Origin of the sequence: Calothrix anomala FACHB-343, from assembly GCF_014696435.1 — a bacterium.
In the GTDB taxonomy this organism is placed as follows: Bacteria; Cyanobacteriota; Cyanobacteriia; order Cyanobacteriales; family Nostocaceae; genus Aulosira; species Aulosira anomala_A.
Map to the genome: position 1 here is coordinate 1 of NZ_JACJQG010000047.1, position 17591 is coordinate 17591.

At 39.8% G+C, this 17591-nt stretch carries 14 protein-coding genes; 8 read left to right on the top strand and 6 right to left on the bottom strand.

Translation table 11 applies throughout. The annotated features are described in order from the left end of the window. The first annotated feature begins 803 nt into the window (after nt 1-803). Nucleotides 804-1466 carry a PAP/fibrillin family protein gene (locus H6G08_RS23745; protein WP_190547384.1) on the top strand — a complete coding sequence of 221 codons (663 nt, stop codon included), beginning with the start codon at nt 804-806 and terminating at the stop codon, nt 1464-1466. A 729-nt stretch (nt 1467-2195) separates the two neighbouring features. On the opposite strand, the gene H6G08_RS23750 is transcribed toward H6G08_RS23745, so the two are convergent. Then, a complete protein-coding gene (locus H6G08_RS23750) occupies nt 2196-2546 on the bottom strand; it encodes a histidine triad nucleotide-binding protein (protein WP_190547518.1) in 351 nt (116 codons plus the stop codon). 55 nt (nt 2547-2601) lie between these two features. On the opposite strand from H6G08_RS23750, the gene H6G08_RS23755 reads away from it, so the two are divergent. The 4 genes from H6G08_RS23755 to H6G08_RS23770 all read left to right on the top strand — a co-directional run bounded on the left by H6G08_RS23755 (nt 2602) and on the right by H6G08_RS23770 (nt 8191). Next, nucleotides 2602-4140: a YifB family Mg chelatase-like AAA ATPase gene (locus tag H6G08_RS23755; protein ID WP_190547386.1), complete on the top strand. Its 1539-nt coding sequence runs from the start codon at nt 2602-2604 to the stop codon at nt 4138-4140. Between the two features lie 1144 nt (nt 4141-5284). Continuing rightward, a complete protein-coding gene (locus H6G08_RS23760) occupies nt 5285-5800 on the top strand; it encodes a L,D-transpeptidase (RefSeq protein ID WP_190547388.1) in 516 nt (171 codons plus the stop codon). Nucleotides 5801-5925: 125 nt separating this feature from the next. Further along, nucleotides 5926-7314 carry a histidine--tRNA ligase gene (hisS, locus tag H6G08_RS23765; RefSeq protein ID WP_190547390.1) on the top strand — a complete coding sequence of 463 codons (1389 nt, stop codon included), beginning with the start codon at nt 5926-5928 and terminating at the stop codon, nt 7312-7314. 421 nt (nt 7315-7735) lie between these two features. Further along, the gene (locus H6G08_RS23770; protein ID WP_190547392.1) at nt 7736-8191 is read left to right on the top strand and encodes a RidA family protein; all 456 of its coding nucleotides are present in this window, start codon (nt 7736-7738) and stop codon (nt 8189-8191) included. 8 nt (nt 8192-8199) lie between these two features. Here H6G08_RS23770 and H6G08_RS23775 read toward each other — a convergent pair whose 3' ends face one another. From H6G08_RS23775 to H6G08_RS23795, 5 genes are all read right to left on the bottom strand, one after another. After that, nucleotides 8200-9021 (bottom strand): alpha/beta fold hydrolase, encoded by an 822-nt coding sequence (locus H6G08_RS23775; RefSeq protein WP_190547393.1) that lies wholly within the window; start codon nt 9019-9021, stop codon nt 8200-8202. A gap of 241 nt (nt 9022-9262) precedes the next feature. Beyond that, nucleotides 9263-10189, bottom strand: a complete 927-nt coding sequence (locus H6G08_RS23780; protein WP_190547395.1) for a beta-keto acid cleavage family enzyme — start codon at nt 10187-10189, stop codon at nt 9263-9265. A 169-nt stretch (nt 10190-10358) separates the two neighbouring features. Then, the gene (locus tag H6G08_RS23785; protein WP_190547397.1) at nt 10359-11177 is read right to left on the bottom strand and encodes an alpha/beta fold hydrolase; all 819 of its coding nucleotides are present in this window, start codon (nt 11175-11177) and stop codon (nt 10359-10361) included. 45 nt (nt 11178-11222) lie between these two features. Next, nucleotides 11223-12197, bottom strand: a complete 975-nt coding sequence (locus tag H6G08_RS23790; RefSeq protein WP_190547399.1) for a quinone oxidoreductase family protein — start codon at nt 12195-12197, stop codon at nt 11223-11225. An 11-nt stretch (nt 12198-12208) separates the two neighbouring features. Then, complete coding sequence (locus H6G08_RS23795) at nt 12209-13696, bottom strand: amidohydrolase family protein (protein ID WP_190547401.1); 1488 nt, start codon at nt 13694-13696, stop codon at nt 12209-12211. A gap of 144 nt (nt 13697-13840) precedes the next feature. Between H6G08_RS23795 and H6G08_RS23800 the strand changes: the two genes are divergently transcribed. The 3 genes from H6G08_RS23800 (at nt 13841) to H6G08_RS23810 (ending at nt 16945) form a co-directional block, all read left to right on the top strand. Continuing rightward, nucleotides 13841-14641, top strand: coding sequence for an aspartyl/asparaginyl beta-hydroxylase domain-containing protein (locus H6G08_RS23800; protein WP_190547403.1), 801 nt, complete (start codon nt 13841-13843; stop codon nt 14639-14641). A gap of 355 nt (nt 14642-14996) precedes the next feature. Next, the gene (locus H6G08_RS23805) at nt 14997-16004 is read left to right on the top strand and encodes a zinc-binding dehydrogenase (RefSeq protein ID WP_190547405.1); all 1008 of its coding nucleotides are present in this window, start codon (nt 14997-14999) and stop codon (nt 16002-16004) included. 26 nt (nt 16005-16030) lie between these two features. Beyond that, on the top strand, nt 16031-16945 hold the full coding sequence (locus tag H6G08_RS23810; protein WP_190547407.1) for a ribonuclease D: 915 nt from the start codon (nt 16031-16033) through the stop codon (nt 16943-16945). Nucleotides 16946-17591 lie beyond the last annotated feature (646 nt).

Here is a 17591-nt window from a genome sequence, read left to right on the forward strand (position 1 = left end):
CTGCCCGGTTGGCAGACCTTATGGCGAGGCTGGTTGCGATTACAGGATATGTGTTGGGCTGCTGATTTGATTACCCAATCACTTTAAAAGATGTTGGTAATGACAAGCCCTTATAGGGTGAGGGCGTTTTTGCACATTTGGGATGCTCCCCTTACCAAGTCGGTAACTTGTAAGGGCGGGGTCACCCCGCCCCTACAATTTGGGATAATTTATTTTTGGATTTCCCTAACAACAAATCCGTAGGCGTAACCCAACCTAGACATCGCTAAAAACCACAAAGCGTAGCTACACAAGTGTTTATTGTCAAACATGGCAATTTTTGCGCCAGCAATATACCTTTTTACCTGCGGAAAACACTAAAATGAGTGCGTGATTTACCCAAATGAGTAGGTGAAATGGCTTTTCACTTGCGGAAAACACCAAAACGAGTACGCGATTTACCGAAACGAGTAGGCGATATCGCTTTTTGAGTAGGTGAAATGGTATTTCACTTGCGGAAAACACAATAATGAAAAAGCAAAAAGCCTTACTGAGAAGGTGAAATGGCTTTTTGCTTACTTAAAACAGGAAAATGAGTACTTGATTTTGATAAATGAGAAAGCGAAATGCTTTTTTGTTTATGAAAAATTTAAAAATGATTATTGAATATGTGTAAATGATAAAGCTGGCGCATTTTGTGCATACATGAGGATAGCCAACGAATGCGATCGCCTGAGCGCGAAATATTTTAAAATTGAATAGGGACGAGAAAACTTTAGCCCCAAATGCGTTCGCTGCAATTAAAGTTGTAATTTCGCTTGTTAATGGTAGAATCCTTGGAAAATCGACTCTTAGTGAAAGAAAAATTACAAGCCAAGCTAGAGCAGCTGCAAACCAAAAGCAAAGGCTCACCTGTTACTAATTTAAAGCTAGACCAAGCCGTAGCCGCAGAAGTTGAACAACTGACGGTGGAACTAGAAAGCCTCAATCCCAATCCTTCCCCCCTGCTGAATGCAACTGCATTATTAAATGGTGCTTGGCAATTGCAATATTCTACAGCCAGAGAGATTCGCGCTTTAGATTCATTGCCCTTTGGTTTAAAGGTAGGTACAGTTTATCAAGTAATTGATGTTGCCAATAAAGCATTTTTTAATCTGGCTAATGTCAAACATCCCCTGGGGATAATTTCTGGCTTTGTCAAAGTTACCGCTAGCTTTGAACCAGCACCGGAAGATGTATCGCCACCAGCAAATAAACGCATCAATGTTTATTTTGATAAGCGTTACCTAGCAATTGAGCAAATCGTCGGGATTAACACGCCCAAACTCAATCCTTTTAAGGTAGTTTCCGCAAATAATCCGCAAAATCGAGTTGCTAGCCTTGACATTACCTACCTGGATGAAACCTTCAGAATCGGTAGGGGTGGTGATGGTAGTTTATTCGTTTTGCGTAAAGCTGATGATGTTGTTGATACTATCAAATCTTAATGATTTATGTACATTTACTATATCTATCATTTGTCATTTTTTAAATGGTTCTGTTGGTGATACCAATTCTCTGTAAACTTGCACTTAATACTTGCTTCTGTTCTCTTGGCGTACTTGGCGTCTTCTCTGCGAGACGCTACGCGAAGGCGGTTCATTAAATAAATATTAAGTGCATCATCATAGTGAATTGGTATGAATAGGTGAATATTTCTGACTTACCCGACAAACCGCCGTCACCCTCAAGGGTGCGGCTAACGGTACAAAGTCTGCCTCCGCAGGCTTAATTTATACCAATTTGAAAAAAGAATGCGACAGATGGTAGGGGCATGGCATTGCCATGCCCTCTAGAATAGATTGATGTGCCACAAACACTATTTAAATTGGTATTAGCCCACAAAGGTGGGCTTTGTAACGATAGCCCCAGGTTTCAACCTGCGGGCGATATATCGGGTAGGCGATGTGTCAAAATATGAAGATTTACCACTTAGGGACTTACAAAAAATAAATTACCCATATTCCGTAGTGCGAGCATCTTGCTCGCTGTTGTTCTAAAGCGAGCGAGACGCTCGCACTACAAATTGATTGGGTATTTAAAAAATTGGATGTCCCTTACCCGACAAACCGCCGTCACCCTCAAGGGTGCGGCTAACGGTACAAAGCCTGCCTCCGCAGCCTTAATTTAGCCCACAAAGCTGGGCTTGCTAACAATAGCCCCATGCCCCATAATAATCAACCCGGCGGCCATTTTAACGCCCGCCCGCCGAGAACGTGCAGATGCAAATGATACACAGTTTGCCCGCCATCATTCCCACTATTAATCACCACCCGATAACCATTTTCTAGCCCCACTTGTTCTGCAACCCGCTTGGCTGTTAATAACAAATGTCCTAATACTGCATGATCCTGTGATTCTGCATCAGCTAGTTTAGCAATTGGCTTTTTCGGTATCACGAGAAAATGCACCGGCGCTTGGGGTTGAATATCATTGAAAGCTAAAGCTAAATCATCCTCATAAATAATGTCGGCGGGAATCTCGCGCCGAATGATTTTGCTGAAAATTGTCTCTGTAGTTTCACTCATGTCAATCGATTTACTCATCTGCTAGAGATTTTAAAGGTTTATTCTTATATAAGAAATGCTAGCTAGAGTCTGGAGTGCATCAATTGTTGGCATCGACGCCGTTAAAGTAGGTGTGGAAGTCGATGTATCAGGGGGATTACCAGGAATTGTATTATTAGGACTTCCAGATTCAGCCGTGCAAGAATCCAAGGAAAGGGTAAAAGCAACTTTAAAAAATGCGGGTTTTGCTTTTCCTCAACGAAAGATTGTCATTAACTTAACGCCTGCTGATTTACGTAAGGAAGGCCCCAGTTTTGATTTACCTATCAGCGTAGGCATTTTAGCAGCTTCCGAGCAAGTTAACGCCGATTTACTGGGTGATTTTTTATTCTTAGGCGAAGTTTCCCTGGATGGTAGTTTAAGGGCTGTTGCTGGCGTACTCCCCATTGCAGCCACAGCGCAAAAAATGGGAATTGCAGGTTTAGTTGTCCCCATTGATAACGCCCAAGAAGCAGCAGTAGTAGAAGGTTTAACTGTTTACGGCTGCAAAAATTTATCTGAGGTGGCTGATTTATTAAATCGTCCTTCCGCCTACAAACCAGTAAAACTTGATGAAACTATTAAAACTGGTGAAAATCCAGGACTACATTTTGCTAATGTAGATTTACAGGATGTGAAAGGACAAGCTCACGCGCGTCGTGCTTTGGAAATTGCTGCTGCTGGCGGACATAATTTAATCTTTGTCGGCCCTCCCGGAAGCGGTAAAACCATGTTAGCAAGACGATTACCGGGTATTCTGCCGCCGCTAAGTTTTGCGGAAGCTTTAGAAGTGACGCGGATTCATTCGGTAGCTGGGTTATTAAAAAATCGTGGTTCCTTAGTACGCGATCGCCCTTTTCGCAGTCCTCATCATTCGGCTTCTGGCCCTTCCCTTGTCGGTGGTGGTAGTTTTCCCCGTCCTGGCGAAATCTCCTTATCTCACCGGGGTATCTTATTTTTAGACGAATTAACCGAATTTAAACGGGATGTCTTAGAATTTCTCCGCCAGCCTTTAGAAGATGGCTATGTGACGATTTCCCGCACTAGACAATCAATTACCTTACCAGCACAGTTTACCTTAGTAGCGAGTACTAATCCTTGTCCTTGCGGTTTCTACGGCGATACAATTCAACCATGTACTTGTTCGCCTCGACAAAGAGAAAGTTACTGGGCGAAACTTTCCGGCCCTTTAATGGACAGAATAGATTTACAAGTAGCCGTGAATCGCCTGAAACCAGAAGAAATTACCCAACAACCCACAGGGGAATCATCGATATCAGTAGCCAAACGAGTCCAACAAGCACGCGATCGCACCTTGTCTCGCTTTCAAGGTGAACCAAATCTGCGTTGTAATGCCCAAATGCAAAGTCGCCACTTACAGAAATGGTGTAAACTCGATGATACTGCCAGGAATCTATTAGAAGCAGCCATTAGAAAATTAGGCTTATCAGCCAGAGCAAGCGATCGCATTCTCAAAGTAGCACGTACCATTGCAGATTTAGCGGGCGAAGATGAGTTGCAAGCTCATCATGTAGCCGAAGCAATTCAATATCGGACAATCGATCGAATGCAGTAATTTTTATATCTCAGTTAGAGACAATGCAACAAATTGTAGGGGCACTGGCACCGCCATGCCCTCTAGAATATATTAATGTATCGCCAAAATTATTTAAATTATGATAATTTTACAGCAATTTTTAGGTAAATAGACCACACTGTAGGGGCACGGCATCCACAATCTTCTCATATATACAATAATCTTACTGGTGCCGTGCCCCTACTACGATTGTGGTTCAAATGCATGAAACCTGCTGTAAATTTTCAACTTCTCTTAATACCATGAATTTACTTCATCCCTGAATTCATTGATGGTTTATACCCAGTCCGTTAATACGACAAATTGTAGGGGCACTGGCACTGCCATGCCCTCTAGAATATATTAATGTATCGCCAAGATTTATTATCAATTCTTTATTATTAATGTATTATTAGAGCAGATTTAATTAGATTTTTGCCAAACGTAATCAATTTATCTGTTTGCAAACTCTAAATATGAATCAATAAAGATATAAATTAAATTTTATCCACTCGCTACCAGGAAATTAAAGATTCTAATGCGATGCACTGAGATAGCGAAAATGCTGTTTAATTATTGAATAGCAGAATAATAAACCTCGTCCATTTTGAAACCAGGAGTAGTGCGGGCATCTTGCCCGCTACTACTAACAGGGAGCAAGATGCTCCCACTACTTTTAAAACTATGGTTCTCAAAATAGATGTGGTTTTATGTATTCATAATTAAAAACCAATTATAAATAACAACAAATATATCTCTTATCATCCTTAAATAAATTTTTTCAAATTACTAAATCACCATTAAATAGCACTTACACAAGTTAGCAAATAAAAATTAAAGTTATTTGCTTGTAGTCAATCTATTAGTTCTGATTATGAGAAATAAAATCCTCTCTACGAAACCGAGATGATATGCCAGTTACGTTACTCCTGTCAAGAATACTGCGATGCAAATAACAAAAGAAAAATATCAGTATTAATTTCAGTGCGTCTACTGCCTAATCTCTGCCATAAGTATATTGTGTAACAAGGGAGTAAGGAAACAAACTGAAAAAAACAAAGTAAATTTTATCTCCTTCCCAATCCTTTGTCAGACTCCAAAACTAGTTGAATTTTTAGCCAACAAATAAAAAAGGTGACACTTCATGCAAAGTAGAAATCAAAGTAATTGGTTACGATACTCAAGAAATTTCTGTACAAGTACAGTTTTAAGCTTGGCAACTTTGTTATTTTGCTTACCACCAGTTACAGTTGACTCCAACTTTGCCAAAGCCAACGCAGCCTCCCCAGAAAATCAGCAAAAATCCGCGCCTCGTTGGATTGAAATTGATCTATCAGAACAACGGTTAATTGCTTGGGAAGGTAAAAAGCGCATCTATTCATACCGCATTTCCACTGGTAAGCGTACAACTCCCACACCCAAAGGTAAGTTCTGGATTAATTCTAAATATCGCTCTCACCGAATGCGGGGTCAAGATTACGACATTCCCGATGTCCCCTATGCTATGTACTTTTACGGGGCTTATGCAATTCACGGTGCTTACTGGCACAACAAATTTGGCACACCAGTTAGTCACGGTTGTGTAAATTTGCGCGTCAAACAAGCCCGTCAACTTTACAACTGGGCAAAAATTGGGACTTTGGTTGTAGTACATAAATAAGTCAGAGACGCGATTAATCGCGTCTCTACAAGAGTCATTTGTCTCCCTTCCCTTCCACTATGTACGCCACGGCTCATTCTCATCTAAAATCTAAAAGCTCAAGTTTAAAACTGGCAGTGTAGGATATGGCAAAAGGTGACAAAATTAATTTCTCTACCCCAAGCGGGTTTCCTGAGTTCCTCCCTAGCGAGAAACGTTTAGAAGTATATTTGCTTGATATTATCCGCAGAGTTTTTGAAAGTTACGGCTTTACGCCCATCGAAACACCTGCTGTAGAACGCTTAGAAGTACTACAAGCAAAAGGCAACCAAGGTGATAACATCATTTATGGTATCGATCCCATCCTGCCACCAAATCGGCAAGCCGAGAAAGACAAAGCCGGGGAAACAGGTTCAGAAGCTAGGGCCTTAAAATTTGACCAAACAGTACCTTTAGCAGCATACATTGCCCGTCACCTCAACGAATTAACCTTTCCCTTTGCGCGTTACCAAATGGACGTTGTATTTCGGGGCGAACGGGCAAAAGATGGAAGATTTCGCCAATTTCGCCAGTGTGATATTGATGTCGTAGCGCGGAATCAACTCAGCTTGCTTTATGATGCGCAAATGCCCGCAATTATCGCTGAAATATTTGAGGCTATTAACATCGGTGATTTTGTTATCCGCATCAATAACCGCAAAATTCTTACTGGATTTTTTCAATCTTTAGGTATTGCCGAAAATCAAATTAAATCTTGTATCGGCATCATTGATAACTTAGAAAAAATTGGCGAAGCTAAAGTCAAACAAGAATTAGATAAAGAAGGAATTTCCCCAGAACAAACCCAACAAATTATTGATTTTATTAACATAGATGGTACTGTTGATGAAGTATTAGATAAACTCAAATACCTATCACAAAATCTCCCCGATGCCGAACAATTTAATTTAGGTGTGAGCGAAATCGAAACAGTAATTGCAGGTGTGCGGAATTTAGGCGTTCCCGAAAAGCGTTTCTGTATTGATTTATCTATAGCTCGTGGTTTAAATTACTATACTGGCACTGTTTACGAAACAACTCTCATCGGACATGAAGCTTTAGGCAGTATTTGTTCTGGTGGTAGATACGAAGAATTAGTAGGCATGTTTATTGGTGAGAAAATGCCTGGTGTTGGCATTTCCATCGGCTTGACTCGCTTAATTAGTCGCTTACTCAAAGCAGGTATTCTCAATACCTTAGCGGCTACACCTGCACAGGTAATGGTTGTGAATATGCAAGAAGATTTGATGCCGACTTATTTAAAAGTGTCACAAAATCTGCGTCAGGCGGGAATTAATGTAGTGACAAATTTTGAAAAACGCCCTTTAGGTAAACAATTCCAAGCAGCAGATAAACAGGGAATTAGATTTTGTGTCATTATTGGTGCTGATGAAGCAGCAGCACAAAAATCATCACTCAAAGATTTGCAAACAGGCGAACAAATAGAAGTAGCGTTAGCAGATTTGGCTGAAGAAGTGAAACGGAGGCTTCAGTAGTTAAACTGAGTGGGAAAAGAAGGGGATAGAGAATCTTTTCCCCAAAAATCAACACTCAGGTTAATCAGTTTATTGAAGATAAGTTTATCTTGTAGCTTTAGCGATCGCGTAATATTTGACACTTACTGAGAAAATTTTAACTTTGCTTGCACGAAAATAAAAAAAGCGATCGCATCCTTGGATTGTTACTGAGTAATGCGAATATCTACATATTGTCTAATTTTTAAGTAATTATTACCAAAATGGTGTAAATAAAAGGAGTGCGATCGTTACTTCCATCCCAGAAGCAATACTAGTTCTGGTTCGTTATCAAGGAAATGGCGTAGATACTTCTAGTATTGTTGAGATGTTGGCAGTAATGAGAGCGTAAAGAATTATGTTCGGTGAAAATTTTCAGTTGAAAAAGTGTGGAGTTACTTAGATGGCGAACACTCGTGAAGTCATAATTCCCAAAGGGATGGAAATCTTATATGAAAAGTATCACTATTGCCCTGGCATTAAAGTAAACAATACATTATATATCTCAGGGCAGGTGGGACGCGATGAAAATTTACAGGTAGTAGAGGGAGTAGAAGCCCAATTTGTCCAGACTTTCGAGAATGTGAAAAAGGTACTGACAGCAGCAGGAGCGACTTTTGATGATGTGGTAGAGATGATTACTTACCATGTGACAGGAGTGAATCTTGGTAATTTACAAGTTCAGTCTGCTGATGCTTCACAACAGCAGTTTACCATTCCACACCTGCCACTGTTTATGCAAGTAAAAGATCGCTATTTCACTAATAACTTTCCTACTTGGACGGGATTTGGGATCAGTGCTTTATCTACACCAGGACTAATTGTAGAAATTAAGTGTACAGCAGTCCTAGAAAATTAGCGGCTGAACTATTGTGAATCGTTAAGAAAGTTGACGACTACCTGCCCTACTTCTTCAGCTATCTGATTCATCATGCAAATTGTTCCTTGTGGAAATTCCACGACTTTTCCATGAGGAATTGCTTGTGAAAGAAAATAGCGATCGCTAGCTTTTGCTAAACTCAGTTTCTCAAATTCTTTGACATCATCAATTCCCCAGATAATCAGAGTTGGACAATTGATGGCACGAAATCTTTCTGGTGCATCTAGACAGTAATTACCTACAGCCCAAACTGCGTACAAAGGATGACCAAAACATTTTAAATCGTCTACAACCCAACGATGATTTAATTCGGCAGAGCCGACGTATCGAGAACGGGCTAACCATCTTTCCATCAGATGAGAGCCATCTTCTTGGATTTTAAATCCTTCGTCAAATCTTCTAAATAGTTCTGCTTGTCCGCCTTCACCAAAACCAGCTACGTTACCTAAGATTAGTTTATCAACGCGATCGCTATAGGTTGCTGCGATTTCCCCAGACACAAAAGCACCAGTATGGTTTCCCATGATACTGGTTTTTTCTATACCTAATTCATCTAAAAGTGCGATCGCTGTTTTCGCGTAATCGGCGATTGTATACATTCTCGGTGGTTTATCTGAATCACCAAACCCCATCAAATCCATTGCGATAACTCGCCTATGTTGCGCCAGGATTGGCATGAGTTCGCGATATTCATCACTACTGCGGGGGTTCATGTGCAGTAAAAGTATGGGTTCACCTTCTCCACCGATGCGGTAAAGAATTTGTCCATCTTCTGTGTCTAAAAAAGCTCGTTTAATTTTTTGATTCATTTTTTTGTACTGAATTAACAGTTACCCTGTACACACAAGTTTAGTCACTATTTTGCACTCAGTACAAAGATATGTATACACGGTAGCCTTTACAAAAGGAGGGTAAGGGACTTCCAAATAAAAAAAATATTCCAATCATTAACTTACCAAACCCGCAACTCGTAGGGGCGGGGTTACCCCGCCCCTACAATTTGGCATAATTTATTTTTTGGAGTTCCCTAAGTCCTAACTTATTGTCTGGTTACTTAGCAGTTACCTGTAACTTTTCAGGCAAAGATACTCGTGGTTGCATCTTTAGAATCTCGCGCGCCTGCGCTGGCGTTGCAACTTCCCGACCTAGTGTATGCGCCATCTTCGCAACCTTTTCTACTAACTCGCCATTGTGCGGCTTGCCAAAACGGATATAGGGATCGTCTCCCAGCCCAATGCCGACATGTCCGCCAAAGGTAATTGCCCAGGCTGCTAAATGCATCACATCCCCATTCCAGCACATCACTAGCCAAGGAGCGCCTGCAGGAATCGCATCCACCATTGCCTGTAAACCAGAGACTGTCCCTAGCGCACCAGTGGGCATAATTTCTCCAGTAAAGACAAACTCCCAGAACGTATTTTGTGAAAGAAGTCCCATCTCTTGAAAGCAGCGTGCTGTCCTAATCTGTCCTATATCCCAACAAGCACAACTAACGTAGATGTTATTTTCCGTAAGTATCTTGAGTACATCCTGAATATGAGCGCGGGAATTGGCATAAACTTGGTCATAAGTTTTGAATTGCTTTGTCTGTGGGTCCCAGAAGTCCACATTTAAAGAACCGAACTCCAAAGGCACCATGTCAACTCCCAAAGTTGGATTGGCATTTGCTGCCAAAATATGACTAACACGATCCTCTACATTATTTTGTGTAGTAATGTAACCAAGTGTAGGGTCTACGATCAGATCGGTCTTTTCCCGGATACCTTCGATGACTTCGAGATATAATTCCATATCGTTAAGCCACTTCCCGCTTATGGGATCGCGTCCATGCCAATGAAAGATTGAGGCTCCCGCTTCCCAAGCACGAACCGCTTCTTGGATTATCTCCTGTGGACTGTATGGGAAATTGGGATTTTCCTTGCGGTAGTCCATATCGTTGCAGCGACACTCAATGATCAGTGGTAGTTGAGCATTCATACAGTTTCTCTTAAGTAGGTAAGCAAATTTATTTGTATCTTTAAGCTAGCAGTTATCAACCCGGAAACCACAGTGAAACACTTTGATGTTATGTTGAGCGATCGCAAATAATTTTTGAATCTGGGGGTATCCCTGTTTCCCCCTGTTAATACTGATTTAGCTCAAGTACTTACTGCTGCTCTAAAAAATCAATTACTACTTTAAATACTTCTTGCGGCATTTGATTGATCATCCACAGGGTTCCGCCTTCTAGTTCAACACTTTGACTATGAGGAATGGCTTCCTGAGTCCAAGATTGATTTTCAGCTTTAGCTAAAGCATATTTTTCTAAGGGTTCTAACGCTTTTTCTGCTGACAAAATCAAAGTCTGACAATTAATCAAACGAAATCTTGCTGGGGCAGAAAGACAATAGTTTGCTACTGCTAAACCAGGATATATAGGAGAGCCAAAGGACTTCAAATCATCTAAAACACAACGGTGATTTAACTCTCCATTTCCGACGTAATTGACGCGAGACAACCATTGTGGCATCAAATGAGAGCCATCTTCTTTAATTTGCGATCCTTGAGAATATCTCTTGAGGATTTTTGCTTGTTCTTCTGCGTCAAATCCAATTACATTGCAGAGAATAAGTTTGTCAACTCGTTCTGGATAGGCTGCTGCAACTTCTCCGGCGATATAGCCTCCTGTGAGACTGCCGAAAATGCTGGTTTTTTTTATGCCTAATTCGTCCAAAAGTGCGATCGCAGTTTTAGCATAATCTGCAACAGAATAAACTCTTGGGGGTTTATCAGAATCACCTAACCCCATTAAATCCATTGCAATGACTAATTTTTTGGCAGCCAACAGAGGCATCAATTCTTTAAATTCATCACTACTGCGGGGAGTCATGTGCAGTAAAAGTATGGGTTCACCTTCTCCACCTATACGGTAAAGAATTTGTCCATCTTCTGTGTCTAAAAATGCTCGTTTGATTCGTTGGCTCATTTTTTATACACCCTACCTGACTAGAGTTTAGATCTAGATTTGAGATTACGGAACTACAATAATTTTCCCGTTCAAATCTCGATTTTGTATTTTGATCAGTGCGCCAGACACCCCTTCTAGATTAACTATCTCATCAATTGTGGGCTGTATCTTTCCCTGCGCAACTGCGGGAATCACTAAATTCCGAAGTGTCGCCAAACTTGAGTGATAATCGCTGTTATACCAAAGAGCGATGCCGTAAACTGTAATATTGCGCCCCAGCAGTTTCCCCAGAGGCAGGGCAGCATCTAGGCCAGTTGTAGTGCCATAGCTGATAATACATCCATTATTGGCGATCGCTTCTAAACAATCAGCAAATGTTACTTTTCCCGCACCATCAAGTGCCACCTCTACCCCTGAATTGTCAGTAATTCTCCGCACCTCGGAAGCTACATCTTGAATACTATAATCAATTCCATGTAATGCACCTAAATCGAGTAATCGCTGTACCTTTGCTTGATTCCCCGCAGTCGCGATCGCTCGCGCTCCTAGCAGATGCGCCAGTTGAATTGCTGCGGTACCAACACCGCCGCTACCTGGATGTATCAAAACCCATTCTCCCGGCTGGATATTGGCTTTGTGAATCAGTGCCATCCCAGCAGTTAGATAGACGATAGGCAAGCTGGCTGCTACTGTATACGATACTTCATCAGCCAGAGGTAACAACTCAGTTGCCAGACCATATGCCATTTCTGCAAACGCACCCCTCACACGTCCAACTACACGCATTCCTGGCACAAATTCCTTCACTCCCAATCCCACAGCATCAACCTCACCAGCTGCTTCTTGACCCAGGATACAGGGTAGTTCTTGATTACGGTATGCTTGATAAGTTCCATAGGTTGTCTGTAAGTCAGAATTGTTAATTCCCGCCGCCTCTACCCGAATTCTGACTTCACCGGGGCCAGGTGGCAAAACTTCTACCTCATCTATCTGCACAGCAGTTGCACCACTGTACTCATAAATACGTGCTGCTTTCATCTTATGAACACCTATGGTTTTATTCCCGAATGGGAGCGTTTTAAATAACGTCCTGTAGGTGAACCTAATACCTGTCCGTTGTGGTAAATTAGGTTACCGCGTAAAAATGTACTCTTGACTTTTCCGGTTAATTCTACACCCTCAAATGGTGTATAGCCTTGTTGTGACTCTGATTCAGCCGCTTTTACTATAAAGCTTTCATGGGGATTTACTAATACTAAATCAGCATCATAACCAATAGCGATATCCCCTTTTTGTAATACACCAAAACGTCGCGATGGGTTCCATGATAATAATTTAGCCATCTGGTTGTAAGACATTCCTCGCTTACTTCCTTCACTTAATACCCCAGAAAGTAAATATTCTGTACCGCCAAAACCAGATTTTGCTAACCAAATATTATCTGGGTATTTTGCACTGCGTTTTTGTTCAGCAGAACAGCAAGCATGATCGCTAACTATCCAATCTACTTGATTATTGAGTACTGCTTGCCATAAATATTCCACATCAGCACGTGGGCGAATTGGCGGATTGACTTTTGCCCAAGTACCATTAGGAGTATCAATATCTAATAATAAATGTCCAACGGTAACTTCACGCCGAAAATTAATGTGAGGAAAAGCAGTTTGCATTGTCAAAGCTGCTTCCATTGCTTTGCGCGAACTCAGATGCAATAAATTTATATTGGCACAATTTGTTTCATGGGCTAAATAAGAAGCAATACATATTGCTAATCCTTCAGAATGGGGTGGACGCGCTGCACTATAAGCTTTTAGTCCGCTAAGACTGGAATCATTTTCGACAATTTTTGTATAAGCGTTGAGAATTTCTGCAATTTCACAATGCAAACTTAAGCTAATAGTTTCTCTCGCTTCTGGATGCGCTTCTATTAAACGTGTTAGACTGCGCATAATAAATTCAAAATGGGCGAAATCATACCTCTCTTCTTTATTTATCATTAAAAAGAGGTTTTGTTGGTCTGATAAACCATGTAACCCATAACCGCCATAAAACATAAATATTTTAAAGGAAGATACACCAAACTGTTCATAAAGTAGGGGGATTTCTTCAATATGCTGACTGGCTATAGGTGCGATGTGATAACTGTAATCAACAAAAAAGTTACCTACAGATAAGGCTAATACTTCTGGGAAAAAATCTTGATAGGAGCCGCCTTTGTTGAGATAATATTGCCCAGTACGGATGTAATTGAGGCTGGTAGTCACACCTCCCATTGCAGCTGCTTTACTTTCAGTAACTGCATCTTTATCTAAGGGTTGATAGATACCGATGTGCATGTGAGCATCTACCACCCCAGGAAAGCCTAGCAGATTTTGAGCATCAAATACTTCTTTGGCTTGCTCTGGGCTAATATTAGGCGCAATTTGGGCAAATTTGCCATCCTTAATGCCTAAATCTAGTAGTTCGACAGTATCATTATGGGGACGAACTACGCGGACATTCTTGATAATTTTATTTAATAGAGAGGATTCAGTCACAGTAGACTTCACACTAAAATGAGTGTTAAAGGTGTTGTAGTCAGGACTTTAATCCTGACTACGAACAAACATAGTAGCGAGATGCTGGCGAAATTTGCTGGTAATGTAACAGTTTTTTATTAAAACGGCTTGAGGAGAAAATTTATGTCAAGTTTTAATGAGTATCATCTTAATCCTGAAGAGTTTCCTTTTCTCAAAACTTTTCAAGCAAAATGGCAGGTAATTAGAGATGAGTTTACCAGATTTAACAAACAAGCTTCTGAGGAAGAATTAAAATTTACTTATGATGTGCTAGGGCCTAAAAGTAAAACTATCAAAACTAAAAGTAATTGTAAATATAGTGCTTTTGGGATTTTGTTTCAAGGTTTGTTTATTGAAGAATATATTCAGCTTCATCAAATACAATATCCTGATTACGGAACTGATGAAGCAGCACAAAAGGCACTGCTTTTAAGAAAGAAATATTTTCCGAATCTAGCTGATTTGATTGAGCAAGTAAATTTAATTGAAGATTCTGTAATTAGAAATGTCTATTTTGGGACATTTCATCCAGGATTAGATATTAAATTGCATGTAAATTATAATCCGCACATGAATCGTGGCTATTTAGGTTTGATTGTGCCTGAGGGAGATATTGCGATGAAAATATGTCACGATAAGCTTTATTGGCATGAGGGGGAATTTATGGTTTTAGATCATAGCTATCCCCATTGTCCGCATAATTACACTAATTATAATAGAACGGTTTTGGTTGTAGACTTTTTTAAAACAGATAAGCCGAGAGAAGAAGTCAGACAATTTGAACAAGAGCAAGTTGCAGAAAGGATGCAAGATAATCCTTATAGTTTAGGTGTTTTTGGTAAGAGCGATCAAGCGCAAGAATCGGATTTTATTAAGTATGGTTTGGCTCATCAGTTAGAGTGGGATAAGGCTTTGTCAAGTTGAGATCTTTTCAATCATGAATGAGGAAAAAGTAGGATAAAAAATTAAGTTAAGCAGAGAATACTGGCGTGTCTAGGCTAAAATAGTGCATTAGTAAAAACCGAAAATCTTGCTTTTTAAAATGAGCAGTTCAAAAATCTATTGCAACATTTTAGATTAGACAGGCTAATACGGTGCGTTACACTTCGTGATAACGCACCCTACATATAATACATGCACTATGATGTGCAATTAATATTTATTTAATGCACCACCAAGAATTTCAAGAGAAAAGAAGCAATTATTATGTACAAGTTTACAGAGAATAGGTATAGGTCATAATATTTTTGAGAAAGTAAGTTAAATACAATATTAAAAAATGAATCAAAAGAAATATAAAAAGTTAGTAGCGAAGCAATTTAATGAAGATTTTAAATCTGCTATTGAAATTGTCGAAGTTACTCTGACTCAACCTGCTGGTAATCAACTTTTAATTCAAAACAAATTCGCTGGGGTGAATGGTGGCTTTGATACTTTAGTTTGTCGTGGTGATGTTCCCTATGTGAATTTAGTTACTCCCTTTGATTTGGGTGTGGAAGCGGTAGGAAATGTTGTGGCGATAGGTGAAAATGTCAAAGGTTTTCAAATTGGTGATGCTGTTATTACTACGGCGCGTGGTGGTGGTTATCGAGAATATCAAGTTGTGGATGCAAATTTAGCGGTGAAGGTACGCCAAGCCACGCCAGAATTGTTGACGCTGATGCCTACTGGTATATCAGCTTTGGTGGCATTGGAACAAGTGGGGGAGATGAAAAGTAATGAAGTGGTGTTGGTGACAGCAGCTGCGGGGGGGACTGGCCATATTGCGGTACAGTTAGCGAAGTTAGCTGGTAATCATGTGATTGGTACTTGTAGTTCTGAGGGGAAGGCAAATTTACTGAGAGAATTGGGATGCGATCGCATTATCAACTATCGTCAAGAAAATCTCAACGCTATCCTCAAGTCAGAGTACCCCAAGGGAATTAATTTGATTTTTGACTGTGTGGGTAAGCAGGTTTTTGATACTTGCGTTGATAATTTGGCTGTACGGGGACGTTTAGTGGTGGTTGGTTTCATCTCGGAATACGCTAAGGAGATAGAACAAATTACCCAATCGCGAATTTATCACCAACTATTTTGGAAAGCTGCTTCTGTACGCGGCTTTTTGATGCCTCATTATCAAGAGTATATACCAGAGGCACGCGATCGCCTGTTAAATCTGTTTTACACTGGTAAACTGAAAGTTGCTGTCGATTCTACTCAGTTTCTAGGTTTAGAGTCTATTCCTGAGGCTGTTCAATATCTCTTAAGCGGTCAAAATAGCGGTAAAGTAGTCGTCAGATTTTAAGATTTTCGTCTAATTAATATTACCTCATGCCTTACTTGACTGATGCCAGAAAAATTCAGGCTAAAATCGCTGAATATAGCCAAGCTCAAATTTTATGGATAGATACGGAAGTTGCTGATTATAAAAGTCGGAATCCTCGATTATCGCTTATTCAGGTATTAGATAATCCCCAAGATATGAGTGGCTCTGATATTTGTCTTTTAGATGTGTTAGAGCAACCGGATATTATCGAAGAATTTATTACCCAAATTATGCTGAATCCGGAAATTGAGAAGGTATTTCATAATGCTAGTTACGATTTAAAGCTATTGGGTAATAAAAAAGCTAAAAATGTGACTTGTACTTTAGAAATAGCTAAAACTATTCCTTACTATTTATTACCTTTACCTAATTATCAACTCAAAACTTTAGCCGCAGTACTTTGTAATTTCCATAATATCGATAAACAAGAACAAACTAGTGATTGGGGAAAGCGCCCTTTAGCTGAAGAACAGATTGATTATGCCTATTTAGATTGTATCTATCTGGCGCAAGTGCATTTAAAATTGTTAGAATTGCAAGCAAAAATTAATCCCGATCCGACAACAGAAGATTTAGTTTTACTTGGTGCTAGGTATACTGAAGTTGAGCAACAATCTCAAATTATTAATTCAGAATTAGAACACCTGCAAGAACGGATTAAAAAAGCGATGCAGGCTCAAAATGTATCGGAAACATCGTACTGTAAACTTACTAGTTACCAGCGTCAAACGGTGAAGGTTGCGTTTGCTGAATTAGTCAGGTTAGTAGAAACTCAAGGTATAAATTTAGATTTCCCGATTACCTTAACTCAGAAGATGCAAAAAGATTTAGGTGAGAATTTAGAACAATTATCTGTAGATGTTGATGAAACTACTGCTTGGCGTTTGACTGCTAAAAAGCCAGATGGTGATAATTCGTAATTCGTAATTATGTAATATAAATTACATGAGCAATAAGAGGATGTTTTAAAGGTTCTATCGTTGTAGCAAAACCTTGTAGGGGCGGGGTAACCCTCATTGGTGTAAACTTAAGCTAAAAATAGCCTCACTCTTAGCTTTGTCGCCCGCCTGAGAATGAATTCTCAGGCTCATAGCCCAAGTCTACTAAAGTAGACTCAAGATTTGGAGGATATTTAGTCATCTTTAGATGACTTTGGCTATTAGCAAGGAACTTCAGTTCCTTGCGGTAACTCACGTATGGGTTACCCCTCCCCTAAGAATTGCGGGATTGCTACGTTAATTATTAGGATATTTTTTTATTTGGAAATACTTAAAGGGATTTGTCATGTTTTAGGTAGGTAATTATTATTGATTACTTATCTTGTTTTGATTCGCTTACTCAGTAGCGATGATTCAGTATTAGCTTGTAGCCTCCTAGAGAAAACTTTATCTTTATGAAGATTTTGCTAAAATAATTAAAATTATTATTTTAATAGAGTTTAAAAAGTATAATTAAAAGCGGCAAAAATAGAGTATTGTTGCCTAGAATATCAGTTTCAATAAGAGAAAAACTCACCAGATAAATCAGGATAAATTGCAGTTTTTATACTTCAATCTAGGCTGTAAC

What these genes read in the sequence shown, in the direction of transcription:
- H6G08_RS23785 (WP_190547397.1), bottom strand. Translation starts at nt 11,177, where the DNA reads ATGAGCCAACGAATCAAACGAGCATTTTTAGACACAGAAGATGGACAA.
- H6G08_RS23790 (WP_190547399.1), bottom strand. Translation starts at nt 12,197, where the DNA reads ATGAAAGCAGCACGTATTTATGAGTACAGTGGTGCAACTGCTGTGCAG.
- H6G08_RS23800 (WP_190547403.1), top strand. Translation starts at nt 13,841, where the DNA reads ATGTCAAGTTTTAATGAGTATCATCTTAATCCTGAAGAGTTTCCTTTT.
- H6G08_RS23755 (WP_190547386.1), top strand. Translation starts at nt 2,602, where the DNA reads ATGCTAGCTAGAGTCTGGAGTGCATCAATTGTTGGCATCGACGCCGTT.
- H6G08_RS23745 (WP_190547384.1), top strand. Translation starts at nt 804, where the DNA reads ATGGTAGAATCCTTGGAAAATCGACTCTTAGTGAAAGAAAAATTACAA.
- H6G08_RS23770 (WP_190547392.1), top strand. Translation starts at nt 7,736, where the DNA reads ATGGCGAACACTCGTGAAGTCATAATTCCCAAAGGGATGGAAATCTTA.
- H6G08_RS23760 (WP_190547388.1), top strand. Translation starts at nt 5,285, where the DNA reads ATGCAAAGTAGAAATCAAAGTAATTGGTTACGATACTCAAGAAATTTC.
- H6G08_RS23750 (WP_190547518.1), bottom strand. Translation starts at nt 2,546, where the DNA reads ATGAGTGAAACTACAGAGACAATTTTCAGCAAAATCATTCGGCGCGAG.
- H6G08_RS23775 (WP_190547393.1), bottom strand. Translation starts at nt 9,021, where the DNA reads ATGAATCAAAAAATTAAACGAGCTTTTTTAGACACAGAAGATGGACAA.
- hisS (WP_190547390.1), top strand. Translation starts at nt 5,926, where the DNA reads ATGGCAAAAGGTGACAAAATTAATTTCTCTACCCCAAGCGGGTTTCCT.
- H6G08_RS23805 (WP_190547405.1), top strand. Translation starts at nt 14,997, where the DNA reads ATGAATCAAAAGAAATATAAAAAGTTAGTAGCGAAGCAATTTAATGAA.
- H6G08_RS23810 (WP_190547407.1), top strand. Translation starts at nt 16,031, where the DNA reads ATGCCTTACTTGACTGATGCCAGAAAAATTCAGGCTAAAATCGCTGAA.
- H6G08_RS23780 (WP_190547395.1), bottom strand. Translation starts at nt 10,189, where the DNA reads ATGAATGCTCAACTACCACTGATCATTGAGTGTCGCTGCAACGATATG.